The organism is Rhodococcus sp. WB1 (assembly GCF_001700945.1).
Classification (GTDB): domain Bacteria; phylum Actinomycetota; class Actinomycetes; order Mycobacteriales; family Mycobacteriaceae; genus Rhodococcus; species Rhodococcus aetherivorans.
This window is the reverse complement of the sequence record NZ_CP015529.1, coordinates 4860789-4882972: the sequence shown is the minus strand read 5'-3', so window position 1 is coordinate 4882972 and position 22184 is coordinate 4860789. Positions and strand designations below refer to the sequence as shown.

The window sequence follows — 22184 nt, the reverse complement described above, 5'->3', positions numbered from 1 at the left end:
GTGGTGCGGATCCTGGTGGCGGGCATCGGCAACATCTTCCTCGGCGACGACGGCTTCGGCCCCGAGGTGGTGCGGCGGATCCCGGCCGACACACCCGGAACCCGGGTGGTGGACTACGGGATCCGCGGCATGCACCTGGCCTACGACCTGCTCGACGGGTGGGACGCGCTCGTGCTCGTCGACGCCGTCCCCGGCGCCGGCGAGCCGGGCGCCGTGCGGGTCTTCGAAGCCGACACCGCCACGCGGGGACCGGCGGGAATCGACGCGCACGCCATGGACCCGGCCGCGGTGTTCGCGAGCCTCGAGGCGCTCGGCGGGCAGGCGCCCCCCACCGTGGTGGTGGGCTGCCAGGTGGCGGCGGTCGAGGAGGGCCTCGGGCTGTCCCCGGCGGTCGCCGCGGCCGTCGGCCCGGCCGTCGATGCCGTCCGGCGCACCGTGCGCCGCCTGCATGCGCAGGCGCCGCCGGCGGGAGCCGCGGCCGCCGGGGACGAGGGCTGAGCGGTGTGCCTCGGCATCCCGGGACGGGTGATCCGGCGGCTCGACGGCTACGCCGGGCAGCTCGCCCTCGTCGACGTGGCCGGCGAGGAGCGCAAGGTGAACGTCGGCATGCTCGACGACCCGGACCTCGCGCCCGGCGACTGGATCGTCATCCACATGGGCTTCGCGATGGATCGGGTCGACGAGGCCGGCGCGCGGCGCGCGATGGAAGGGCTCGAACTGATGGGACGGCCCCGGGACGAACCGGGAGCGGCACCGTGAACCCCGTGGCCGAGCGACGGCGCCTGGTGGTGCGTGGCGTGGTGCAGGGCGTCGGCTTCCGGCCGTTCGTCGCCGGGCTGGCCCGCGAGTTGCGCCTGGGCGGGTACTGCGGCAACGACGACTCCGGGGTGTTCCTCGAGATCGAGGGTGCCGCCGCGGATCTGGACGAGTTCACCCGCCGCCTGCGCGACGACGCACCGCCGCTGGCCGTGCTCGTCGACGTGGCCGCCGCCCCGCGAATGCCGCGCGGCGAGGACGACTTCCGCATCGTCGAGAGTCACCACGCGGACGGGGCGCGCACCCTGGTCCCGCCGGACGTGGCGACGTGCGCCGACTGCCTGCGCGAGCTGAACGATCCCGCCGACCGGCGCTACCGGCATCCCTTCGTCAACTGCACCCACTGCGGGCCCCGCTACACGGTGATCACGGACCTGCCGTACGACCGGCCGGCGACGACCATGGCCCGGTTCCCCCTGTGCCCGAGTTGCGCCCGCGAGTACACCGATCCCACGGACCGCCGCTACCACGCCCAGCCGATCTGCTGCCCGGACTGCGGGCCGCGGATCTTCGCCGTACGCGACGGCCGCCGGATCGACGGAGACGCGGAGGTGCTGGCCACGGTGCAGGCGGCGCTCGCCGCCGGGGACATCGTGGCGGTCAAGGGACTCGGCGGCTTCCATCTCGTGTGCGATGCCACGAACCCCACCGCGGTGAACCGGCTGCGGGAGCGGAAACACCGGCCGGACAAGCCGTTCGCCGTGATGGCGCCGGACGTCGCGGCCGTCGCCGCGGTGTGCCTGCTGTCCGCGGCCGGGCAGGCCGTGCTCACCGCGCCGGCCCGGCCGATCGTGTTGCTGCGGGCCCGTCCCGGCGCGGCCGTCGCCGACGCGGTCGCACCCGGACTCGACGAGCTCGGGGTGATGCTGCCGTACACGCCGCTGCACCACCTGTTGTTCGCGCCGGTGCCCGGGCACGGGAACGATGTGCCGCGGCTGCTGGTGGCGACGTCGGGAAACCTGTCCGGTGAGCCTCTCTGCTTCCGCAACGACGATGCCCTGGCCCGGCTCGGCGGCATCGCCGATCTGTTCCTGATGCACGACCGGGACATCGCGGTGCCGTGCGAGGACTCGGTGGTCGCGGTCGCCGACGGCGTGGAACTGCCGCTGCGGCGCTCACGGGGATTTGCGCCGATGCCGGTGCTGCTCGGCGGCGCGGCGCCGGTGGTCCTCGCGGTCGGCGCCGAGGTGAAGAACACCTTCTGCCTGACCCGGCAGGACTACGCCTTCTGTTCGGCGCATCTCGGGGACATGGGCACGGTGGAGAGCCGGCGCGCCTTCGAGGCGTCGGTCGCGCAGCTGACCGCCCTGCACCGCGTCACCCCCGAGGTGGTGGTGGCCGACGCGCATCCCGGCTACGCGACCCGGGAGTGGGCCGAACGCTACTGCGAGGACCACGACGTCGAGCTGCGCGCAGTGCAACACCACCACGCGCACGTCGCGTCCCTGCTCGCCGAGCATGGCCGGCTCGGTACCCCCGTGCTGGGGATCGCGTTCGACGGCACCGGATACGGCTGCGACCGCACCGTCTGGGGCGGGGAGCTGCTGCTGGTGGGAACGGATCCCTGCGACGCCCGGCGCGCCGGGCACCTGCGGTCGTTCCCGCTGCCCGGCGGCGACGTCGCCGTGCGCACCCCGGCCCGGGTCGCGCTGGCCGTGCTGCGGGAGGCCGGCATCGAGGAGATCGAGGACCTGCCGTGCGTGAGCGCGCTCGGTGCCGCCGAACGCGCCCTGGTGGACTCGCAGCTGGCGTCGGGCGTCGGCTGCGTGCGCACCACCAGCGCCGGCCGGCTGTTCGACGCGGTGGCCTCCGTGCTGGGGGTGCGGCACCGGATCAGCTACGAGGCGCAGGCCGCGATCGAACTCGAGGTGCTGGCGCGCACCGCCACGGATGCCGCGCCGGTGCATTCGTCGCTGCGGGGGGACGAGCTGGACTGGGCCGGCACGCTGGCCTGCCTCGTCGCCGGCGTCCGGCTCGGGGTCCCCGCCGCGGACCTCGCGGCAGGCTTCCACCGTGCGCTGGCATCGGCAACAGTGCGGTTGGCGGCCCGGATCGCCGATGCGGCGGAGGTACGCACCATCGGCCTGACGGGCGGCGTGTTCCAGAATCGGCTCCTGCTGGGCATGGTCCGAACTATGCTGCAGGACAGAGGGTTCGAGGTGCTGACACACAGGCGGGTGCCGCCGAACGACGGTGGCCTGTCGCTGGGGCAGGCCGCGCTCGGTGCCGCGTTCGCACGCGGCCGGGCCGTGGACCCTGCCGGGACGGGACGAGCGCGATGACATCGACACACGACACCGAGCCGATCGGCGCGGAACTCGCCGCCGACCTCGCCGCGACGGCGCTGAGCCTGGCCCGCCGGTTCCATGCCGGGGCGACCCTGTGGGTGGTGTCCCCGCAGTGGGAGCCGCACGCCCATCACGTGGCGGTCGAGTTCGTGCACCCCGTGATCATGGGTAAACGGGCGTTGCCGTCGGTGTCGCTCGTGGAGCCGGACCCGGTCGCCCAGTGCCGGGTCGCCGCCCGCCCCGGCGACGTCATCCTGGCGGTCGCCTCCGCCGATCAGCCGGCCGTGCGCGAGATCGCCCGGCGCGCACCCGCGTGGGGCACCGACACCATCTGGATCGGCTCCGGTCCGCGGCCCGCGCCCGGTGCGGCCACCCACGTGCTGTGGGTGGACTCGGACGATCCGATGGTGCCCGCCACCGGGCGGTTCGTCCTGCTGTACCACCTGCTGTGGGAACTGACGCACGTGTGCTTCGAGCATCCAGGCCTGCTCGCCGACCCGGGCTGCACCGACGAGGTGTGCGTGACCTGCAGCGACGAGGGCCGGCTCGGCGAGGTGATGTGGCCGGCCGACGACACCGGCGCCGCGCCGGTGCGGACCGCGGCCGGCCGGGAGCGGGTCGACGTCTCCCTCCTCGGCGACGTCACGCCCGGCGACCTGGTGCTGGTGCACGGCGGCGTCGCCCTCACCAGACTCGACGCGCCGGAACTCGATGCTGGGGCACTCGATGAGGGGGAACGGCTGTGAGCACCGAACCGGACGGCACCGACTTCCTGTACCCGTTCATCGACGCGCAGGAGCACGACGCCACCGCCCTGTTGCGCGACCTTGCGGAATCCGCCCGCGGCAAGGCGGCCGACAGCGCGCGTCTGCAACGGGCTTCGCTGGACGAATGGGGCGAGGACCTCGTCGCGGCGGGGCAGCGCATGGCCGAGCGTTTCGCTCGCGGCGGCCGGCTCTACACCTTCGGCAACGGCGGCAGCTCCACCGACGCGGCGACCCTGGCGACGCTGTTCAGCCGGCCGGCCCGGGGACGGCCGGTGCCGGCCTGGTCGCTCGCCGCGGACCAGGCGGTGGTGACGGCGCTCGGCAACGACGTCGGATTCGAGCTGATCTTCTCGCGGCAGATCATCGCGCACGCGCACGGCGACGACGTCGCGATCGCCCTGTCCACGTCCGGCAACTCCGACGACCTGATGACGGCGCTGGCGGAGGCGCGGCGGCGGGGACTGCTCACCATCGGATTCGCGGGGCACGACGGCGGCCGGATGGCCGCCACCGACGATCTCGACTTCTGCTTCACCATCCGCTCGCAGAGCATCCACCGGATCCAGGAGAGCCACGCCCTGATCGGGTACCGGCTGTGGTCGGCCGCGCAGGAACACCTGGCGCGCGCGGAATCGGCGACGGGAGGCGGACGGTGAGCACATCGGCCGAACGCGAGGACCGGGTCCTCGAACGGATCGAGGCGTTCCGGCGGCGCCGGCCGCGCCTGCGCGACACCGTGATCTCCCTCTCGCACGGCGCCGGGGGCAAGGCGTCCGCGGCACTGGTGGATTCGGTGTTCGTCGAGGCCTTCCGCAACACCGAACTCGAGCAGCTCGGCGACGCCGCCACCGTGCGCCTCGACTCCGGGGAGAGACTGTCGTTCTCGACGGACTCGTTCGTCGTCAAGCCGCTGTCGTTTCCGGGCGGCTCGATCGGGCACCTCGCCGTGCACGGCACGGTCAACGACCTCGCCGTGTCGGGCGCGCGGCCGCGGTGGCTGTCCGCGGCGTTCGTCATCGAGGAGGGCTTCGAGATCGCGCGGCTGCGCGAGATCGTCGCCGACATGGCTGCGGCCGCCACCCGGTCCGGGGTCGAGATCGTCACCGGCGACACCAAGGTGGTGGGCCGGGGCGCCGCCGACGGTCTCTACATCAGCACCGCCGGGGTCGGCCTGGTTCCCGCCGGGCGCCGCCTCGGGGCCGACCTGGTGCGCCCCGGCGACCGCGTGCTGATCTCGGGGACGCTCGGCGACCACGGCATGGCGGTGCTGCTGGCCCGCGGCGACCTGGCGATCGAAGCGGACATCGCCTCCGACACGGCGCCGGTGCACGAGCTGGTGGCGGCCCTGCTCGCAGCCGCGCCGTCGACCCGGTGGATGCGTGACCCCACCCGCGGTGGCGTCGGTACCGTCTGCAACGAGCTGGCGCAGGCCACCGGCCTGGCGGTGGTGCTCGACGAGGCCGCGCTGCCGATCCGGCCGACGGTGACCGGGGCGTGCGACATGCTCGGCATCGACCCGCTGTACGTCGCCAACGAGGGCAAGTTCGTCGCGGTCGTCGCCCCGGACGAGGCGGACGCCGCCCTCGCCGCACTGCGGGCGTGCCCCGGCGGCGGCGACGCCGCGGAGATCGGGGAGATCCTGGCCGAACCGGAGGGCATCGTCGCGTTGCGTACCGCGTTCGGGGGCAGCCGGATCGTGGACATGCTCGTGGGCGATCCGCTGCCCCGGATCTGCTGAGGTGAGGAGAGACGCAATGTGCCTGGGAATTCCCGGCCGGGTGGTCGACATGGTCGACCCCGCCCAGCATCTGGCGAAGGTGGACGTCAACGGCGTGCAACGCGCCATCAGCGTCCGGCTGCTCGCCGGCACCGGCCTGCAGGTCGGGGACTGGGTGCTGGTGCACGTCGGCTTTGCGATGGCCCGGATCGACGAGGACGAGGCGAAGCTGACCCTCGATCAGGTGCGGAAGATGGGCGCCGACTACGTCAACGAGATCGAAGCCTTCAACGCGTCCGAGATCGCGTGAGCACCGGATGAAAGGCGGAGCAGGATCATGAAATTCGTCGACGAGTTCCGCGACCCCGCCGCGGCGCGCGCCCTGGTGGCCTCGATCACCGACCTCGCCGCCGGGGAGGAGTTCAAGTTCATGGAGGTGTGCGGCGGCCACACCCACACCATCTACCGGCACGGCATCGAACATCTGCTGCCCGCGTCGGTGGAGCTGGTGCACGGCCCCGGCTGTCCGGTGTGCGTGATCCCCATGGGCCGCATCGACGACGCCATGTGGCTGGCCGAGCAACCGAACGTGGTGTTCACGACGTTCGGAGACATGATGCGGGTGCCCGGCTCGCGCGGGAACCTGCTCGAGGCCAAGGCCCACGGCGCCGACGTCCGATTCGTGTATTCCCCGCTGGACGCCCTGAAGATCGCGGTGGACCACCCGGACCGGCATGTGGTGTTCTTCGCCGTCGGATTCGAGACCACCGCCCCGTCCACGGCGGTGACGCTCGTGCGGGCGAGACAGCTCGGCCTGAGCAACTTCACGGTGTTCTGCAACCACGTGACGATCGTGCCGCCGATCAAGGCGATCCTCGAGTCGCCGGATCTGCGGCTCTCGGGATTCCTCGGACCGGGGCACGTGTCGACCGTGGTGGGACTGCGTCCCTACCGCTTCGTCCCCGCCGTGTACGGAAAACCGATCGTGGTGGCCGGATTCGAGCCGCTCGACATCCTCGCCTCGGTGCACATGCTGCTGCGGCAGATCCGGGACGGCCGGTGCGAGGTGGAGAACCAGTACAGCCGGGTGGTGCGGCCCGAAGGAAACGTGCAGGCACTACGGCTGATGGCGCAGACGTTCGCGCTACGGCCGCACTTCGAGTGGCGCGGCCTCGGATTCATCTCGCAGAGCGCGCTCGGCATCCACCCCGACTACGCGGATTTCGACGCCGAGCAGCGGTTCTCGATGCCCGGCCTGCGCGTCGCCGACCCGAAGGCATGTCAGTGCGGCGAGGTGCTCAAGGGCGTCATCAAGCCGTGGGAATGCAAGGTCTTCGGCACGGCGTGCACGCCGGAGACCCCCATCGGCACCTGCATGGTGTCACCGGAGGGGGCGTGTGCCGCCTACTACAACTTCGGCCGGCTGCACCGGGACACCGCGGCGCTGGTGGGGCAACGCGGAACGGCCTGATCCGTGGCGGTGGTGACGGAGGGGGGCAGTGGTGACGGAGGGGCAGTGGTGACGGAGGGGCAGCGGTGACGGAGGGGCAGCGGCTCTTCGCCCGTTACGCCCATGCGCCGAACGCACTGGGCTACTGCGGCCCGGCAGGGGCGGCGGCCCTCGAGGCCGCCGCGTGCGGGCACGGCGACGGCGCGGCGGTCGTGGCCGCCGCCCGGCGGTTCACCGGAGCATGGCCCTACCAGGAGCTGATCGCGGCCCTGGCCGGCCGGACCGACCCCCTCGACGCAGAGGTGGTGCGCGCCTACTGGACCGGCAACGCCCTGACGGACCGGATCGATCCGGTGGAGTTCGGGACCCGGCTGCTCGAGCGGCTGGGCACGCAGGCGGGGCACTACTGGACCCACCTGACACCCGAACTGCTTGCCGAGGCGGCCCCGACGCACGCGTTCCACGTGCTGGGGGTGTACCCGTGGTCGCGACTGCTGACCACCGGGATGCCCCAGCCGGTGCAGGTTCTCGATTCCTGCCGGATCCGCTGGGGCACCGTCGTCGCCGTCGGACCCGACACGGCGACGGTGCGCAGCCGCCGGCTCGAGTTCGACGGTGCCCGCCTGCGTCTCGGCGCGGAACGCGCCGAGACGGTACGGCGCCGCACCGGTGCGGGTGTGTTCGTGCCGGGACTGCGGCTCGGCGAACATGTTGCGCTGCACTGGGATTTCCTGTGCGACCGGCTCGAGGAGGAGGAGGTGGGCCGGCTGGAGGCCGCGACGGTGCGGCAGCTCGACCGCACCAACGGCCGGCTCGCCGCGGGGTGACGGCGCTCAGCGCGGGTCGGTCTCCGGCAGGGTGAATCCCCACGGCAGTTCCAGCCGGTTCGCGGCGAGCAGGTCGGCGTCGGCGAGCAGGGCGGTGATCGGACCGTCCGCGACGAGTCGTCCGTCGCTCACGATCACGGCCCGGCTGCACACCTGCGCGGCGTACGGCAGGTCGTGGGTGACCAGCAGCAGGGTGGCGTCGATGCCGAGGAGGACCTCGGCCAGTTCCCGGCGGGCGACGGGATCGAGGTCGGTGGACGGCTCGTCCAAGACCAGAACGTCGGGCCGGCACGCCAGCACGGTGGCGAGGGCGACCCGTCGACGCTGACCCGCGGACAGATGCGCGGTGTTGCGGCCGGCGTGCTCGGTCATGCCGACCGCCTCGAGGGCCTCGCGGACCCGGGCGTCGAGTTCGGTTGCGGGAACGCCGAAGTTGGCGGGCCCGAACGCCACGTCCTGTGCGACGGTCGGCATGAACAACTGGTCGTCGGGATCCTGGAACACCAGTCCGACCCGTCGCCGGATCTCACGCAGGGTGTTCCGCGCGACCGGCAGCCCGCCGATCCGGACGGTCCCGGACGACGGCGCCAGTACGCCGTTCAGGTGCAGCATCAGGGTGGTCTTGCCGGCGCCGTTCGGGCCGAGGACCGCGACCCGCTCACCGGCGGTGACGGCGAGGTCGATGCCGTCGAGGGCGCAGTGCCCGTCGGGGTGGACGTGCCGTACCCCCGTCAGCAGCACGGCCGGCTCCGCGGTCATGCCGTCACCCAGGCGGCGGCGCAGACGGCACCGGCGACGGCGGCCGGCAGCAGGCCCGCAGCCCAGGCCATCGCGGTGGCGGGAGGACCGAAGGCCGGGACGGAACCGGTGAATCCGCGGGAGAGCATGGCCAGATGCACCCGCTCACCGCGCTCGTAGGCGCGGACGAACAGCCCCCCGATTCCCCGGGCCGTCGCTCCGATGCGGTGGAGGGTGCGTGGGTCGTCGCCGCGGGAGATCCGGGCACGGTGCATTCGGTTCGCCTCGGCGGCAAGCAGTTCGAGATAGCGCAGCATGAGCACCGCCACCGTCGTGAGCAGTGCCGGAACCCGGAGGCGGGCCAGGCCGGCGGGCAGGTCCTGGGCCGGGGTGGTGGCCGCGAGGACGAGGGAGACGAGCACCCCGAGGGTGCCCTTGACGAGGATGCCCCACGCCGCGTACAGGCCCGGAACCGACAGGGAGAACCCCAGGACGCCGACCCGGTCGCCGGCCTCGGCGAACGGGAGCAGGACGGCGAGCGCGACGAACGGAGTCTCGATCGACATGCGCGGCGCCAGCCAGGCGCAGCGGATCCCGGCGAGTACGCAGATCGCCGCGACGACCGCGAAATGGAGGGCGAAGGCCCACATCGCCTCGCGCGGAGTGGCGACCACGACGAAGACGAATGCCGTTGCGGCGACGATCTTCACCTCGGTGGGCAGGCGGTGCACAGCAGTCGTCGCGCGTGCAGGCCCGCCCCGCAGCGCGGTGGTCACGGCCGCGCTCCCGGAGTCCTTTTCCCGGATGCGCCCCGTCGACGGACGAGGAGACGGAACAGCGCGGCGGCCACCGCCGAGGTCGCGGCGACGCCGAGAACCCCGGCCACGCCGGTGGATCCGGTGTGGCCGCCGACCGTGTAACCGGCCAGCGGACCCGCGTCCCACGGATGATCGGTGGCCTCACCCGCCAGGCACTCCCCGGTGACCGTGGCGCTACCGTCGACTTCGACCACGGCACACCCCCGCGCGGTCGCGGCCTCGAGGCCGTCGGGGCTCGAATCGGCAAGGTACGAAAGCATCCCCGCGCACAGGAACGCCGCCACCGCGAACAGGATCAGGAGACGCCGGCGCGTCATGCCGGTGCCCGGGTCGGCGGCCGCAGCGGGCGGAGCAGATGGACGATGTCGGGCCTCGCCCGTGCCACCGCGACGACGGTGACGGCGGTGACGAGTCCCTCACCGGCGCCGATGAGAACGTGGGTGCCGAGCAGGAACGCAGCGACGGTGCCGGCGGACCCGGCGGTGCCGCCGACCGCGTACTCGACCAGGAACCCGGTCGCCGCGGCGACCGTCGCGACCAGCGCTGCGGCAAAAGAGATCACGCCGAGGGCCGGTCCGCACGGGTACCGGCGCAGCAGCGGACGCAGCGCCACGGCCGTGCCGTACCCGGCGAGCACGCCGAGCAGGGCCATGTTGGTGACGTTGGCGCCGAGGGCGGTGAGACCGCCGTCGGCGAAGAGCAGTGACTGCACGACCAGCACGACCGTCAGGCACAGGGCGGCGGTCGCGGGACCGACCAGGACGGCGGCGAGCGCGCCGCCGAGTACGTGCCCGCTCACCCCCGGCAGGACCGGAAAGTTGATCATCTGCAGGGCGAAGACGAAGGCCGCGACGAGGCCGGCCAGGGGAGCGGTGCGCTCGTCGAGCTCGGACCGGGCCCTGCGGAGCGCCACCGCGAGGCCGAGCGCGGCGACGACGAAGAACGCCAGCGAGGTCCGCGCGTCGAGCAGACCGTCGCTCATGTGCATGGCTACGACGTCCATCGGAAGAACCTCCGAGGCGTGAGGATGCGTCGACGCGATTCTAGCTGCCCACCTGAACAACTGAACAGGCTTTCGGCCGTCGGGCCGGTTCGTCCCGTTCCGCCGGGACCTTCGTGCGGCGCGGTCCGCAGTGGGGCGTCCTGCCGTCTCCCCGGCGAGATCGACTGTCGACAAACGCGGCGCCGCGTGCTCGGATGGAGTGAGGGGGTCCATTCGTCGGAATGCTCGAATCCCCGAGGAGAAGCGATGAACGACGGAACCGGAAGGCAAGAGGAGCCGCAGTCGGAGCGGGGTGCCCCCGGCTCGCGCGACATGGGCTCCACCGGCCCCGGAGGAGGGCCCGCGGACCGCCCCGCCGGCGCGTTCGAGGACGACGAGATGATCTCCGTCGACCCCGGCGACGCGGGGTCGCACCGACCCGGGCACACCACGACGGTCGGGGATGCGGACGCGGCCGTCCCGCCCTACGAGGGGCGGACGGAGCGCGGGGATGTCCGTCCCGCGCCGGACGACAGGGGAGAGGCGAGCACCGGGGGTGCCGGACGGCCGGTGGCCGACGAGACCCGCAAGTCGGCGGAGCCCTCCGAGACCCCGGGTGGCGCCACGACGTCGCCGACCGAGGAGCGGCCCGCCGGGTGAGCCGACACGACCCGAGGTGACGACGAGGGGCCGGCCCCGCCCACCGGGCGAGGGTGCACCGCGCCGAGGACGCGCGCTGTTCGGGCGGACCAGCGAGCCCGGTGCGCCGGGGCGGCGTCAGACGAACGTGCGCGCCAGCACGATCGCCAGCGCGATCAGCAGTGCGACCTTGACGATCTCGAGCGCCACATAGGCGTAGTGCACCTTCGAGCGGGGTGCGTCCTCCCCCGCGAGGATGCGGTTCGAGCGGCGCGTCAGCGGCGGGCGGATCACCGCCACCTGGACCGCCAGCACGGCCACCGTCACGAGGAGCAGGATCCACCCGGTCGTACCGGGCGACGAGACCAGGCACGCCGCGATCAGCACGAGGGCGAGGACCCCCTCCACCGTGTTGAGTGCCCGGAACACCAGGCGACCGATACCGAGTCCGAGGGGGATGGTGATTCCCGGCGCCCGGAACTTCAGGGGTGCTTCGAGGAAGGAGATGGCGAGCACCATCCCGAGCCAGAGCATCGGCACGAACAGTTCCACGTAGCGTGCGAGAGTTTCCATCACCCGTCCTCGACTGCTGTGAGCGGCACCTGATCGCCGATCCTAGTGGCGCCTGCGGCGACAGGGATGCCGGCCGCCCTTCGTCACGGCGAGACGGGTGAGGACGAGGGCCGTCGCTGCGAGAGCGACGACGAAGACGACCACGTGGGCCGCACCCGCGCTGCGGTCACTACAGTCCTGACCGTCCTCGAATCACTCGTTGCGCAGAGGGGGAGCGGGAATTCCGGCCACGGACGTGTGTGAACGATCGACCCGTGGCGGCCCGTTCTTGCTCGGCGGCCGAGACCGAGGAATGCTGCTGACAACTCGCGTTCGACAACGTTCACCGAAAGGATCGGTCATGCCGCGCATCGGTACCGCCGCCCGGGACCTCTACCGATGGGAGATGGCCGCGTCGAAAACTGCCGGCGACCCGCAGCAACGGTGGCGCCACCTCGAACGGGCGCACATCCTGTCCCAGCCGGATCCGTGGTTGCACACCTGCAATCACGTCGCGATGCTCGCCCTGGCGCTGCGCTGCCGTGACCGTCGCGAGGCCCTCGGGCAGGTCGTGCGGATCGTCGTCGCTGCTCCCGGTTCGATGACCGGCCGGTATCCCGAAGGCAACACCGGACGGGTCGCCGCCGGCCTGACGACCCCGATGCCGGTTCCGGCCGATCTGGCCCGGGCGCTGTCGGCGTAGTCGCCCACCCCCGGGTTCGGAGGAGCGGACCCCGCTCACGACCGGCTCCTACAGGTGCACGGTCCCGCGGATGCACGTCGTGCTGTGTCCGCCGATCCACACCTCGTCGCCCGACGAGTGCACGGTCACGATGCCGCGGCGGCCGACGCGCGTCCCCTGGCTCGCTCGGTAGTCGGCCGGCGCGATGCCGGCGCCGATCAGCCACTGGGCCAGGCCGGCGTTGAGGCTTCCCGTCACCGGGTCCTCCTTGACGCCGACGGGCGCGGCGAAGGCGCGGACCTCGAACTGCTGCGGCGATCCCGGCGGGTAGGGGCCGACGACACCGAGCATCAGGTCGCGCATGTGCTGGTCGTCGGGTTCGAGGTCGAGCACGTCCTGCGCGGACTCGAGCAGGACCGCAGCCCAGCCGGGCCCGTTGTCGACCCAGTTGTGGGCCACGATCCGCTCGCGCGCGATCCCGAGGCCACGGGCGATGCGGGCCAGGTGGTCCTCGTCGAGGTCGCCGCGACGGACCCGCTCGGGGGCGCGGAACGCTGCCGACTCGTCGGTGTGGCGCAGTTCGACGAGTCCGGCTCCGCATTCCTGGACGAGAAGGCCCGGGGTTTTCGGCACGCCGCCGGCCTCGAGCCACGCGTGCGCCGAGCCGAGCGTGGGATGGCCGGCGAACGGGATCTCCGCGCCGGGGGTGAAGATGCGCAGCCGGTAGTCGGCCTCGGGGGTCGTCGGGGGAAGAACGAACGTGGTCTCGGACAGGTTCGTCCACGCCGCGAACTGCGCCATCGCCTCGTCGGGGATGCCGTCGCCGTCGAGGACGACCGCGACCGGGTTTCCCCGGTACGGCTCGGCGGCGAACACGTCGACCTGCGCGAAGTTCCGGGAACGTGGCTGCACCATCGGCTGTGTCTCCTTCGTCGGTTCCGTCCCGACGATTGTGGTCGCGGCGCCGGCGGGGCGCATCCGAATATGCCGGCGACCCTGCGATGGGCTCAGTGCGGACCATCCGTTCCGCGACGCTCGACCGCATCGGTCCGAACCACCTCGAGGCCGGCATCGATCACGTGCCGATGCGGCGCTGAACGACTGCGGCGCTGAACGACTGCGGCGCTGAACGACGAAGGGCGCGCAGGGAAGTCCCTGCGCGCCCTTCACGGTTCGAGGATTCAGTGCTCGTACGTGCTCAGGTCGCGGTCCTTGCTCTCCTTCGCCAGGAGGATGAACACCGCGCTCAGGACTGCCAGCCCGATCATGAACGCCGCGACCAGGCCGGTGCCGCCGCCGGCGGCCGCCTGCAGCGACGCGAGGATCACCGGCGTGAAGCCCGCGCCGAGCAGTGTCGCGCCCTGGTAGCCGAGCGAGGCGCCGGTGTACCGGGCCGCGGTGCCGAACTGCTCGGCGATGTACGCCGCCATCGGACCGTAGGTCGCGGACTGGCAGACGCCGAAGCCGAGCACGAACCCGAGCGTCACCAGGGCGACGTTGCCGGACGACAGCAGTGCCAGGATCGGCACGATCAGCACGACGAACGCGCCGAGACCGAAGAGCATCACCGGTCGTCGGCCGACGCGGTCGGAGAGGCGGGCGAATCCGAGCAGGGTGAAGATCGCGACGAATTGGCAGACGGCGAACGCCAGGAGCGCCTGAGATCGGGTCACCCCGGAATGGGACGCGTACCCGATGGCGAACGTGGTGAACATGGTCTGGATGCCGAAGCTGGCCATGCACCCCAGGGCGACGAGCAGCAGGTTCCGGGGACGGCGCAGGATGCTCAGGATCGGCGGGGTCCGCCTGTCGACCGCGGTGGCGTCCACCTCGGCCTGCTTGGCCATCGCCTCCCGGAACAGCGGGCTCTCGGACACCCGGGCCCGGACGAACAGGCCGACGGCCAGCATCACCGCGGACAGCAGGAACGGGATGCGCCAGCCCCACGACAGGAAGTCGTCCTCGGGCAGCAGCGCCACCAGCGCCAGGGCGAGGGTGCCGAGCAGGGAACCGGTGGGTGCGCCGGCGTTGGTGAACGAGGCGGCGAAGCCGCGCCCCCGCCCGCCGACGTGTTCGAGGGACATGAGCGCCGCGCCGCCCCACTCACCGCCCACGGCGATGCCCTGGCACACGCGCAGCAGCACGAGAATGATTGCGGCCCAGGATCCGATCGCCGACGCCGGCGGGACGAGGCCGATGAGGAACGACGCGACGCCCATGACCGTCATGGAGATCAGCAGCATCGACTTGCGGCCGTACCTGTCGCCGAAGTGCCCGAAGACGACGCCGCCGAAAGGACGGGCCAGGTAGCCCGCGGCGAACGTGCCCATCGACGCGATGGTCCCGGCGAGCGGGGACAGGTCCGAGAAGAACACGGGTGCGAAGACGATCGCTGCCGCGGTCGCGTAGAGCAGAAAGTCGTAGAACTCGATGGTGCTGCCCAGATAGCTCGACAGCACGACGCGTCGAACTTCCTTCTTTCTCTGGGCCGCAGTGATGTCCGCGGATGCGGTGACGGTCATGGGAGCTCCTGCCGTGGCGGTCGGGTCAGTGGGCGTACTGCTCGCGCAACTTGTCCTTGCGGATCTTTCCGGTGGCGTTGCGGGGGATCTCGTCGAGAACGAGAAGGGATTTGGGGATCTTGTACCTCGCGAGGCGCTCGCCGAGGAAGGCGAACAGCTCGTCCTCGGTGAGGGTGGCGCCGTCGGCGAGGGTGACGGCGGCCCGGCCCACCTCACCCCACTTCTCGTCGGGCACACCGAAGACGGCGCAGCCGAGGACGCCGGGCAGGTCGAGGATGGCGGCCTCCACCTCGGCGGGGTAGATGTTCTCGCCACCCGAGATGATCATGTCCTTGAGCCGGTCGACGATCGTGACGAAGCCGTCCTCGTCGGGAACCCCCACGTCGCCGGATCGGAACCAGCCGTCGCCGGTGAAGGCTTCGGCGGTGGCGTCGGGGCGATTCCAGTACCGCCGCATCACGTTCGGGCCGGAGATCTGGATCTCGCCGCGGTCGCCGGGGGCGACCTCGGTGCCGTCCGGGTCGACGACGCGCACGTCGGTGAAGAAGTGCGGGGCGCCCGCGGTGCCGAGCTTGCGCTCGGCGTCCTTGGGCGTGAGGATCAGCGCGCCGGGACCGGTCTCGGTCAATCCGTATCCCTGGCAGAGGCGGACGCCACGGGCGGTGTAGGTCTGCAGGGTCCGTGGCGGTACCGGTGCGGCCGCGACGATCCAGCGACGGATCGAGCTCAGATCGGTGCGGTTCCAGTTCGGGTGGGTGCTCATCGCGTCGAGCATCGTGGGCACCCCGAACGAGTACGTGACCCTCTTGGTTTCGATCAGGTGCAGGATGCGGCCGGGCTCGAAGCCCTCCTCGACGATCACGGTGCCGCCCTTGAGCAGGGTCGGCAGGGCGACGAAGTTCAAGGCGGCGGTATGGAAGAGCGGTGCGGCGACCAGGGCCACCTCGTCGGAGAGGAAGTCGAGATCGACGATCGGATTCATCACCGCGAACACCACGTTGCCGTGGGTGAGGACGACGCCCTTGGGCCGGCCGGTGGTGCCGGAGGTGTACATGATGAAGCACGGGTCGTCGTGCGTGACCGGGACGTCGAGACGGTCGGCGGGGGCGGTCGCGATGATCTCCTCGTAGCCGACGGCCCGGTCGTCGGGTGCCCCGTCGAGGACCACGCGCCGGGCGGTGCCGGCCGCGGTGGCGGCCGCGTCGGCGACGTCCGCGAGGGCGGCGGAATGGATCAGCACGGCGCTGCCGGAGTCGGCCAGGCAGTACTCCACCTCGGGGGTGGTCAGCCGGGCGTTGAGCGGCACGAACACGGCCCCGAGCAGGCCGGCGGCGAACAGCACCTCGAGGTAGGCGGGGTGGTTCGCGGACAGCAGCGCGACCCGGTCTCCGGGGCCGATACCCCGGGCGCGCAGGGCGTGGGCGAGCCGGGTGACCCGCTCGTCGAGTTCGCGGTAGGTGACGGTGGTGCCGCGGAAGTCGAGCGCGACCGCGTCGGGGGCCTGCCGGGCGCGTCGGTGCGGCCAGGTTCCGGTACCTTGATTGAGCACGGGATCTCCTCGATGCCTTGGGATGCGGGATGGTCTGTGGCCGAAGCGACTACGTCCGGGTGAGCCGGCGACCGACGATCTCCTTCATGATTTCCGTGGTGCCGCCGTAGAGTGTCCCGGCCCGGGAGTCCAGATAGTCGCGGGCGACGTCGTACTCCTTCATGAACCCGTAGCCGCCGTGCAGCTGCACGGCCCGGTGCACCACCTTCAGATGCAGTTCGGTGACCCACCACTTGGCCATCGCCGCCGTCACCTCGTCGAGCCGGCCGTGGGCGGCGTCGAGGATGCAACGGTCCACGAACACCTGCGCGATCTCGATTTCGGTGGCCAGTTCGGCGAGGTAGAAGCGGTTGGCCTGGAAGTCGGCGATGCGCTGCCCGAACGCTGTGCGGTCGGTGGCGTAGCGCAGCGCCGTCTCGAACGTGCGGGTCATCAGGGCCATGGAGGTCACCGCGATGCTGAGCCGCTCCTGCGGCAGGTTGTGCCGCAGATAGCCGAAGCCCCGGTTCTCCTCGCCGAGCAGGTTGGCGCGGGGCACGCGGACGTCGTCGAACACCAGCTCGGCGGTGTCCTGTGCGGACAGGCCCACCTTGTCGAGCGGGCCGTTCTTCGTGAACCCGGGCATGCCGTCCTCGACGACGAGCAGGCTCACCCCGTTCTTCCCGGCGGCGGGATCGGTCTTCGCGACGACGATGATCGTGTCGGCGAGCAGGCCGTTGGAGATGAAGATCTTGCTGCCGTTCAGCACGAAGTGGTCGCCGTCGGGAATCGCGGTGGTGGCGACGGCGGCGAGGTCGCTGCCGGCGCCGGGTTCGGTCATGGCGATCGCGCCGATCGCCTCACCGGCGACCATGGGGGCGAGCCAGCGATGGTTCTGCTCCTCGGTGCCGAGGGCCGTGAAGTACGGGGCGACCAGGTCGTTGAATCCCGACAAGCCCATGGTGACGGCCTGGGCGCCGACGCGGGCGAGTTCCTCGATGAGCACGGCGCCGAACCGGAAATCGTCGATGCCCCCGCCGCCGAACCGTTCCGGCACGGCGACACCGAGCAGGCCGAGCTTGCCGGCCTGCCGGTACAGCTCGCGATCGACGCGGCCCGCCGCGGCCCACTGCTCGAGGTGGGGGGCGACCTCGCGCTCGGCGAAGCGTCGCGCGGTTTCGCGGAACGCGGCGTGGTCGGGTTCGTAGATGGTGCGTTCGAGCGACACGGCACTCATGGAGACGGCGGTCCTCCTTCTGCGACCTCGTGGTTTGTCGCGCAGATCACAGTAGACCAATAATGATTGAAATAGTCAACGGTTGAATTCCATCTGCTTTCCGGGTGGGCGGTGCCCTCAGCTGGGGATATGTGTCTCGGCTAAAAACTTGCAAGCAGTCTGGACTGTTTGTTGTTTTGCTGTTACCGTCCGTTCTTGTGACTCGAACCACATCCACAGGCACGGGGCGCACGCAGGCCGAGCGCACCGCCGTGACCCGGGCGAAACTCCTCGACGCGGCCGTCGACTCGCTCGTCGAACTCGGCTACGCGCGCACCACCACCCAGGTCATCGCCAAACGGGCCGGGGTATCCCGGGGTGCGCAGCTGCATCACTTCCCGACCAAGGAATCGCTCGTCGTCGCCGCGGTCGAGCACCTCGTCGACAAGCGCCTCACGGAGATCCTCGAGGCCAGCCCGGACCCCGAGCGTGGCCTCGACGTCCTCACCGACGCGTTCCGCGGACCGTTGTTCCACGCCGCGCTCGAGCTGTGGGTGGCCGCCCGGACCGATCCCACCCTGCACGAGGCGGTGATCCCCCTCGAGCGCAAGGTCTCCGACGCGCTGCGGGTCGGCTGCCTCGAGATCATGGGGGACCGGATGGGCCCCGACGGAATCGACCTGAGCATCGAGCTGGCCCGCGGCCTCGCCGTCGCCGCACTGATGCGTACCCCCGAATCGGATCGTGAGATCCGGGAGCGGCTGCTCCCGGTCTGGAAGGAACTGGTGATGAAGTGAGCATCGAGACCCTCCCGCCGCACGTCCACACGCTCGTCGTGGGGGCCGGCTTCGGGGGCATCGGCATGGCGGCCACGCTGCTGCGTGAGCACCCGCGCGCCGACGTCCTCGTGATCGAGCGGGGCGACGACGTCGGCGGCACCTGGCGGGTGAACACCTACCCGGGCGCGGCCTGCGACGTGCCGAGCGCGCTGTACTCGTTCTCCTTCGCGCCCGAACCGGACTGGTCGAAGGCCCACGGCACCCAGGAGGAGATCTACGCCTACCTGCGTCGGGTCGCGACGGAACAGGGCGTCACCGACCGGACGATGTTCGGGTGCGAACTGCGCGACGCGCAGTGGGACGACGAGAACACCCGCTGGATCGTGTCGACGTCGCGGGGCGACCTCACCGCCGACGTGCTGGTCTCGGCGACCGGTGCGCTGTCCACCCCGACCCTCCCGAAGGTGCCGGGCCTGGAGATGTTCCGCGGCAAGATGTTCCACTCGGCAGAGTGGGACCACGGCTACGACCTGCGCGGCAAGCGCGTCGCCGTGATCGGCACCGGCGCCTCCGCGATACAGTTCGTCCCCGCCATCGTCGACACCGTCGGGCACCTGACGCTGTTCCAGCGCACCGCCTCGTGGGTCATGCCCAAGCACGATCACACCATTGCGCGTCCGGTGCGCGCCCTCTACCGGCGTTTCCCGCTCGCGCAGAAGGTCGTTCGCGGGGCCGTCTACGGGCAGAAGGAAACGTACGTCGTCGGGATGACACGGCCGTTCGCGCGCCGGTGGCTCGTGCCGTTGTTCGAGCGCCGAGCGCTGTCGGTCCTCGACAAGCAGGTCCCGGATCCGGATCTGCGGACGAAGCTCACCCCGGGGTTCCGGATCATGTGCAAGCGGATCCTGCTGTCCAACGACTGGTTCCCGGCGATCACCCGGCCCGACGTCACCGTGGTTGCCTCCGGGCTGACCGCGGTCACCGAGAAGGGTGTCGTCGACGAGACCGGCAACGAGTACGAGGTCGACGCCGTCATCTTCGGCACCGGCTTCACCGTCACCGAACCGCCTGTGGCCCGGCACATCCGGGGACGCGACGGCTGCACCCTGGCCGAGGCCTGGAACGGCAGCCCCAGCGCCTACCTGGGCGTCTCGGTCCACGGCTTCCCCAACCTTTTCCTGATGTACGGGCCGAACACCAACCTCGGCCACAGCTCGATCGTGTACATGCTCGAATCGCAGGCCGCCTACATCGCGGACGCCCTGCGCACCATGCGGTCCCGGGCACTGGCCACCGTCGAGGTGACCGCCGGCGCGCAGCGCGACTACAACGCCGAACTCGACCCCGCCCTCGCCGGCACGGTGTGGAACGCGGGCGGCTGCCAAAGCTGGTACCTCGACCGCAAGGGGCGCAACTCGGTGATGTGGCCGACGTTCACCTGGCGGTACCGCGCCCGGACCAAGCGCTTCGATCCCGAGAACTACGTGACCCGTCCCGCTGCCGAAAGGATTGCGGCATGACCCATTACGACGTTCTGGTCGTCGGGTCCGGCTTCGGCGGCAGCGTCGCCGCGCTGCGCGCGACCGAGAAGGGCTACCGCGTCGGCGTTCTCGAGGCCGGCCGCCGCTTCGCCGACGACGAACTGCCGAAGACCAGCTGGCGACTGCGCAAGTACCTGTGGGCCCCGGCCCTGGGCTGTTACGGCGTGCAGCGCATCCACCTGCTGCCCGACGTCCTGGTCATGGCGGGTGCCGGCGTCGGCGGGGGATCGCTCAACTATGCCAACACCCTCTACCGGCCGCCGGCCCGGTTCTTCCAGGACCCGCAGTGGGGGCACATCACCGACTGGCAGGCCGAGCTCGGACCGTACTACGAGCAGGCGGCGCGGATGCTCGGCGTGCGCCCGAATCCGCTGACGACCCCCGCCGACGAGGTGATGCGCTCGGTGGCCGAGGAGATGGGGGCCGGCGAGACGTTCACCACCACGCCGGTCGGCGTGTTCTTCGGCGAACCGGGGAAGACGGTGCCGGACCCGTTCTTCGGGGGCGCCGGGCCCGAGCGCACCGGCTGCACCGAGTGCGGCGGCTGCATGACGGGTTGCCGGGTGGGCGCGAAGAACACCCTCGTCAAGAACTATCTGTACCTTGCCGAGCAGGCCGGGGCGACGATCCATCCGCTCACCACCGTCACCGAGATTCGTCCGCGCGCCGAGGGGGGATACGAGGTCCGTGCCCGCAGCACGAACCGGATCCGCAAGCGCCACACAGTGTTCACCGCCGACCAGGTGGTGTTTGCCGCCGGCACCTACGGCACGTCGCGGCTGCTGCTCGCGATGCGCGAGACCGGTGCCCTGCCGAGGTTGTCGCCGCGACTGGGCACGGTGGTGCGCACCAACTCCGAAGCGGTGCTCGCCGCGACGGCGCAGGACCGCACCGTGGACTACTCCCGCGGCATCGCGATCACCGCCTCCTTCCACCCGGACGACCACACCCACATCGAACCGGTGCGGTACGGCAAGGGCAGCAACGCCATCGGGCTGTTGCAGGCCCTCCTGGTCGACGGTGGGGGCCGGACACCGCGGCTGGTGAAGTTCCTCGCGGTGGCGGCCCGCAACCCCGCCGCGTTCCTGCGCACCCTGTCGGTGCGGCGCTGGTCCGAGCGGACCGTGATCGCGCTGGTCATGCAGACCGACGACAACTCCCTCGAACTGGCGAGCACGCGCGGGCCGTTCGGACGCCGGCTCACGAGCCGTCGCGGGCCCGGCACGCCACCGCCGGAGTGGATTCCGGTGGGTCACGAGGCCATCCGGCGGGTCGCCGGCAAGATCGACGGCGACGCGGGCGGATCGGTTGCGGACCTGGTCAACATTCCCATGACCGCGCACTTCCTCGGCGGCTGCGTGATCGGGGACTCGCCCGAGTCCGGTGTCGTCGATCCCTACCTGCGCGCCTACGGCCACGAGGGCCTGCATGTCGTGGACGGATCCGTGGTCAGCGCCAACCTGGGCGTGAACCCGTCGCTCACCATCACGGCGCAGGCCGAGCGGGCGATGGCGTTGTGGCCCAACAAGGGTGACGCCGATCCACGCCCGACGCTCGGATCCGGTTACGTGCCGCTCACTCCGGTGCGGCCGGTGCGGCCCAGCGTGCCGGAGTCGGCTCCCGCGGCGCTGCGCCTGCCGATCCATCCCGTCCGACGAGAGGAGGCCGCCCGTGTTGTGGAGCGTGCCTGAGAGCACCGACGAACGTACCGACTGGCCGACGTCCGCGCCGCCGCCGTGGTCGGCGCAGGCGCGCGCGGCCCTGTGGTGGCACCGCAGCGCGCCCGGGGCGGCCCAGTTCGGCCCCGGCGGCCGGACCCTGCCGTTCACCCTCGCGATGGTGGTGGACTACCTCGAATCGCCCGTCGGCCCCTACCGCGAGGTGCTCGCAAGTCCCGTCCTGCGCCCGGGACTGATCCCGGCGATGGCCGTGCCGTTCATCGCCGTGGACTCCGAGGCGTCCGTGCACGGCGGGCGCGAGCACTGGCATCTGCCCAAGGTGCTCGCCTCGTTCACCGGCGACGTCATCGGCCGGTTCTCCGCCACGGGCGACACATGGAAGGTGGACACCGACGCGACCCCGCGCGGTCCGGAACTGCCGATCGTCGGGGGACTGGCGTTCGCACAGCCCGAACCGGACGGCAGCCAGGCCCGCGCCACGGCACGGCTGAGGGGACGGTTCCGCTACGCCCGGGTCCGCGTCGAGGCGCAGGGCCCGACACTGGGACGGTGGCTGCTGCCGGGGGCCCACCACGGCATCGTCATCACGTCGGGCCGGATGAGCATCGGCCCGGCCCGGACGGTGCGCTAGGGAACCTGCGGT

At 71.5% G+C, this 22184-nt stretch carries 24 protein-coding genes; 15 read left to right on the top strand and 9 right to left on the bottom strand.

Annotation, left to right across the window (positions count from 1 at the left end):
- From A4U64_RS21830 to A4U64_RS21790, 9 genes are all read left to right on the top strand, one after another.
- Complete coding sequence (locus tag A4U64_RS21830; protein WP_065923101.1) at positions 1 to 498, top strand: hydrogenase maturation protease; 498 nt, start codon at positions 1 to 3, stop codon at positions 496 to 498.
- 3 nt (positions 499 to 501) lie between these two features.
- A complete protein-coding gene (locus tag A4U64_RS21825) occupies positions 502 to 759 on the top strand; it encodes a HypC/HybG/HupF family hydrogenase formation chaperone (RefSeq protein WP_006941975.1) in 258 nt (85 codons plus the stop codon).
- On the top strand, positions 756 to 3098 hold the full coding sequence (gene hypF, locus A4U64_RS21820; protein WP_084648674.1) for a carbamoyltransferase HypF: 2343 nt from the start codon (positions 756 to 758) through the stop codon (positions 3096 to 3098). Before A4U64_RS21825 ends, hypF begins: the two co-directional genes overlap by 4 nt.
- Positions 3095 to 3850 carry a HypC/HybG/HupF family hydrogenase formation chaperone gene (locus A4U64_RS21815; RefSeq protein ID WP_006941967.1) on the top strand — a complete coding sequence of 252 codons (756 nt, stop codon included), beginning with the start codon at positions 3095 to 3097 and terminating at the stop codon, positions 3848 to 3850. The genes hypF and A4U64_RS21815 overlap by 4 nt, the downstream gene beginning before the upstream one ends.
- Positions 3847 to 4527: a D-sedoheptulose-7-phosphate isomerase gene (locus tag A4U64_RS21810; protein WP_006941965.1), complete on the top strand. Its 681-nt coding sequence runs from the start codon at positions 3847 to 3849 to the stop codon at positions 4525 to 4527. Before A4U64_RS21815 ends, A4U64_RS21810 begins: the two co-directional genes overlap by 4 nt.
- Positions 4524 to 5609, top strand: a complete 1086-nt coding sequence (gene hypE, locus A4U64_RS21805; protein WP_006941964.1) for a hydrogenase expression/formation protein HypE — start codon at positions 4524 to 4526, stop codon at positions 5607 to 5609. The genes A4U64_RS21810 and hypE overlap by 4 nt, the downstream gene beginning before the upstream one ends.
- Before the next feature lie 16 nt (positions 5610 to 5625).
- A complete protein-coding gene (locus tag A4U64_RS21800; RefSeq protein WP_006941963.1) occupies positions 5626 to 5898 on the top strand; it encodes a HypC/HybG/HupF family hydrogenase formation chaperone in 273 nt (90 codons plus the stop codon).
- Positions 5899 to 5925: 27 nt separating this feature from the next.
- Entirely contained in the window at positions 5926 to 7059 is a 1134-nt protein-coding gene (gene hypD / locus A4U64_RS21795) for a hydrogenase formation protein HypD (protein WP_065923100.1), read from the top strand.
- Positions 7060 to 7124: 65 nt separating this feature from the next.
- The gene (locus A4U64_RS21790) at positions 7125 to 7865 is read left to right on the top strand and encodes a DUF6390 family protein (protein WP_051446126.1); all 741 of its coding nucleotides are present in this window, start codon (positions 7125 to 7127) and stop codon (positions 7863 to 7865) included.
- A 6-nt stretch (positions 7866 to 7871) separates the two neighbouring features.
- Here A4U64_RS21790 and A4U64_RS21785 read toward each other — a convergent pair whose 3' ends face one another.
- From A4U64_RS21785 to A4U64_RS21770, 4 genes are read right to left on the bottom strand one after another with little or no spacing between them, the layout of a single operon-like run.
- On the bottom strand, positions 7872 to 8624 hold the full coding sequence (locus A4U64_RS21785; RefSeq protein WP_029547190.1) for an energy-coupling factor ABC transporter ATP-binding protein: 753 nt from the start codon (positions 8622 to 8624) through the stop codon (positions 7872 to 7874).
- On the bottom strand, positions 8621 to 9379 hold the full coding sequence (gene cbiQ, locus A4U64_RS21780) for a cobalt ECF transporter T component CbiQ (protein ID WP_065923099.1): 759 nt from the start codon (positions 9377 to 9379) through the stop codon (positions 8621 to 8623). Before cbiQ ends, A4U64_RS21785 begins: the two co-directional genes overlap by 4 nt.
- Positions 9376 to 9738, bottom strand: coding sequence for a PDGLE domain-containing protein (locus A4U64_RS21775; RefSeq protein ID WP_065923098.1), 363 nt, complete (start codon positions 9736 to 9738; stop codon positions 9376 to 9378). Before A4U64_RS21775 ends, cbiQ begins: the two co-directional genes overlap by 4 nt.
- Complete coding sequence (locus A4U64_RS21770) at positions 9735 to 10424, bottom strand: energy-coupling factor ABC transporter permease (protein ID WP_050034501.1); 690 nt, start codon at positions 10422 to 10424, stop codon at positions 9735 to 9737. The genes A4U64_RS21775 and A4U64_RS21770 overlap by 4 nt, the downstream gene beginning before the upstream one ends.
- A 246-nt stretch (positions 10425 to 10670) precedes the next feature.
- Here A4U64_RS21770 and A4U64_RS21765 point away from each other — a divergent pair, with 246 nt between their 5' ends.
- Positions 10671 to 11063 (top strand): hypothetical protein, encoded by a 393-nt coding sequence (locus tag A4U64_RS21765; protein WP_006945650.1) that lies wholly within the window; start codon positions 10671 to 10673, stop codon positions 11061 to 11063.
- 117 nt (positions 11064 to 11180) lie between these two features.
- Here the strand turns inward: A4U64_RS21765 and A4U64_RS21760 are convergent, their stop codons facing one another.
- Positions 11181 to 11615: a hypothetical protein gene (locus A4U64_RS21760; protein ID WP_050034502.1), complete on the bottom strand. Its 435-nt coding sequence runs from the start codon at positions 11613 to 11615 to the stop codon at positions 11181 to 11183.
- A gap of 340 nt (positions 11616 to 11955) precedes the next feature.
- On the opposite strand from A4U64_RS21760, the gene A4U64_RS21755 reads away from it, so the two are divergent.
- Entirely contained in the window at positions 11956 to 12297 is a 342-nt protein-coding gene (locus A4U64_RS21755) for a DUF3703 domain-containing protein (RefSeq protein WP_065923097.1), read from the top strand.
- Between the two features lie 48 nt (positions 12298 to 12345).
- Here the strand turns inward: A4U64_RS21755 and A4U64_RS21750 are convergent, their stop codons facing one another.
- From A4U64_RS21750 to A4U64_RS21735, 4 genes are all read right to left on the bottom strand, one after another.
- Positions 12346 to 13191 carry a PhzF family phenazine biosynthesis protein gene (locus A4U64_RS21750; protein ID WP_065923550.1) on the bottom strand — a complete coding sequence of 282 codons (846 nt, stop codon included), beginning with the start codon at positions 13189 to 13191 and terminating at the stop codon, positions 12346 to 12348.
- A gap of 266 nt (positions 13192 to 13457) precedes the next feature.
- Positions 13458 to 14798 carry an MFS transporter gene (locus A4U64_RS21745; protein ID WP_050034503.1) on the bottom strand — a complete coding sequence of 447 codons (1341 nt, stop codon included), beginning with the start codon at positions 14796 to 14798 and terminating at the stop codon, positions 13458 to 13460.
- A gap of 25 nt (positions 14799 to 14823) precedes the next feature.
- On the bottom strand, positions 14824 to 16347 hold the full coding sequence (locus A4U64_RS21740) for an acyl-CoA synthetase (protein ID WP_006945643.1): 1524 nt from the start codon (positions 16345 to 16347) through the stop codon (positions 14824 to 14826).
- A 49-nt stretch (positions 16348 to 16396) separates the two neighbouring features.
- Positions 16397 to 17563, bottom strand: coding sequence for an acyl-CoA dehydrogenase family protein (locus A4U64_RS21735; RefSeq protein WP_029547195.1), 1167 nt, complete (start codon positions 17561 to 17563; stop codon positions 16397 to 16399).
- Positions 17564 to 17760: 197 nt separating this feature from the next.
- Between A4U64_RS21735 and A4U64_RS21730 the strand changes: the two genes are divergently transcribed.
- Genes A4U64_RS21730 through A4U64_RS21715 form a run of 4 tightly spaced genes read left to right on the top strand, consistent with a single transcriptional unit; the run spans position 17761 to position 22172 of the window.
- Entirely contained in the window at positions 17761 to 18339 is a 579-nt protein-coding gene (locus A4U64_RS21730) for a TetR/AcrR family transcriptional regulator (protein ID WP_006945640.1), read from the top strand.
- Entirely contained in the window at positions 18336 to 19841 is a 1506-nt protein-coding gene (locus A4U64_RS21725) for a flavin-containing monooxygenase (protein WP_065923096.1), read from the top strand. The genes A4U64_RS21730 and A4U64_RS21725 overlap by 4 nt, the downstream gene beginning before the upstream one ends.
- Positions 19838 to 21553: an FAD-dependent oxidoreductase gene (locus A4U64_RS21720; RefSeq protein ID WP_065923095.1), complete on the top strand. Its 1716-nt coding sequence runs from the start codon at positions 19838 to 19840 to the stop codon at positions 21551 to 21553. Before A4U64_RS21725 ends, A4U64_RS21720 begins: the two co-directional genes overlap by 4 nt.
- Positions 21546 to 22172 (top strand): acetoacetate decarboxylase family protein, encoded by a 627-nt coding sequence (locus tag A4U64_RS21715; protein WP_029547198.1) that lies wholly within the window; start codon positions 21546 to 21548, stop codon positions 22170 to 22172. The genes A4U64_RS21720 and A4U64_RS21715 overlap by 8 nt, the downstream gene beginning before the upstream one ends.
- Positions 22173 to 22184: the final 12 nt, after the last annotated feature.

Coding starts and splice junctions, on each gene's coding strand:
- A4U64_RS21815 (WP_006941967.1), top strand. CDS start 3,095: ATGACATCGACACACGACACCGAGCCGATCGGCGCGGAACTCGCCGCC.
- A4U64_RS21800 (WP_006941963.1), top strand. CDS start 5,626: ATGTGCCTGGGAATTCCCGGCCGGGTGGTCGACATGGTCGACCCCGCC.
- hypD (WP_065923100.1), top strand. CDS start 5,926: ATGAAATTCGTCGACGAGTTCCGCGACCCCGCCGCGGCGCGCGCCCTG.
- A4U64_RS21785 (WP_029547190.1), bottom strand. CDS start 8,624: ATGACCGCGGAGCCGGCCGTGCTGCTGACGGGGGTACGGCACGTCCAC.
- A4U64_RS21775 (WP_065923098.1), bottom strand. CDS start 9,738: ATGACGCGCCGGCGTCTCCTGATCCTGTTCGCGGTGGCGGCGTTCCTG.
- A4U64_RS21770 (WP_050034501.1), bottom strand. CDS start 10,424: ATGGACGTCGTAGCCATGCACATGAGCGACGGTCTGCTCGACGCGCGG.
- A4U64_RS21765 (WP_006945650.1), top strand. CDS start 10,671: ATGAACGACGGAACCGGAAGGCAAGAGGAGCCGCAGTCGGAGCGGGGT.
- A4U64_RS21760 (WP_050034502.1), bottom strand. CDS start 11,615: ATGGAAACTCTCGCACGCTACGTGGAACTGTTCGTGCCGATGCTCTGG.
- A4U64_RS21755 (WP_065923097.1), top strand. CDS start 11,956: ATGCCGCGCATCGGTACCGCCGCCCGGGACCTCTACCGATGGGAGATG.
- A4U64_RS21750 (WP_065923550.1), bottom strand. CDS start 13,191: ATGGTGCAGCCACGTTCCCGGAACTTCGCGCAGGTCGACGTGTTCGCC.
- A4U64_RS21745 (WP_050034503.1), bottom strand. CDS start 14,798: ATGACCGTCACCGCATCCGCGGACATCACTGCGGCCCAGAGAAAGAAG.
- A4U64_RS21735 (WP_029547195.1), bottom strand. CDS start 17,563: ATGAGTGCCGTGTCGCTCGAACGCACCATCTACGAACCCGACCACGCC.
- A4U64_RS21720 (WP_065923095.1), top strand. CDS start 19,838: ATGACCCATTACGACGTTCTGGTCGTCGGGTCCGGCTTCGGCGGCAGC.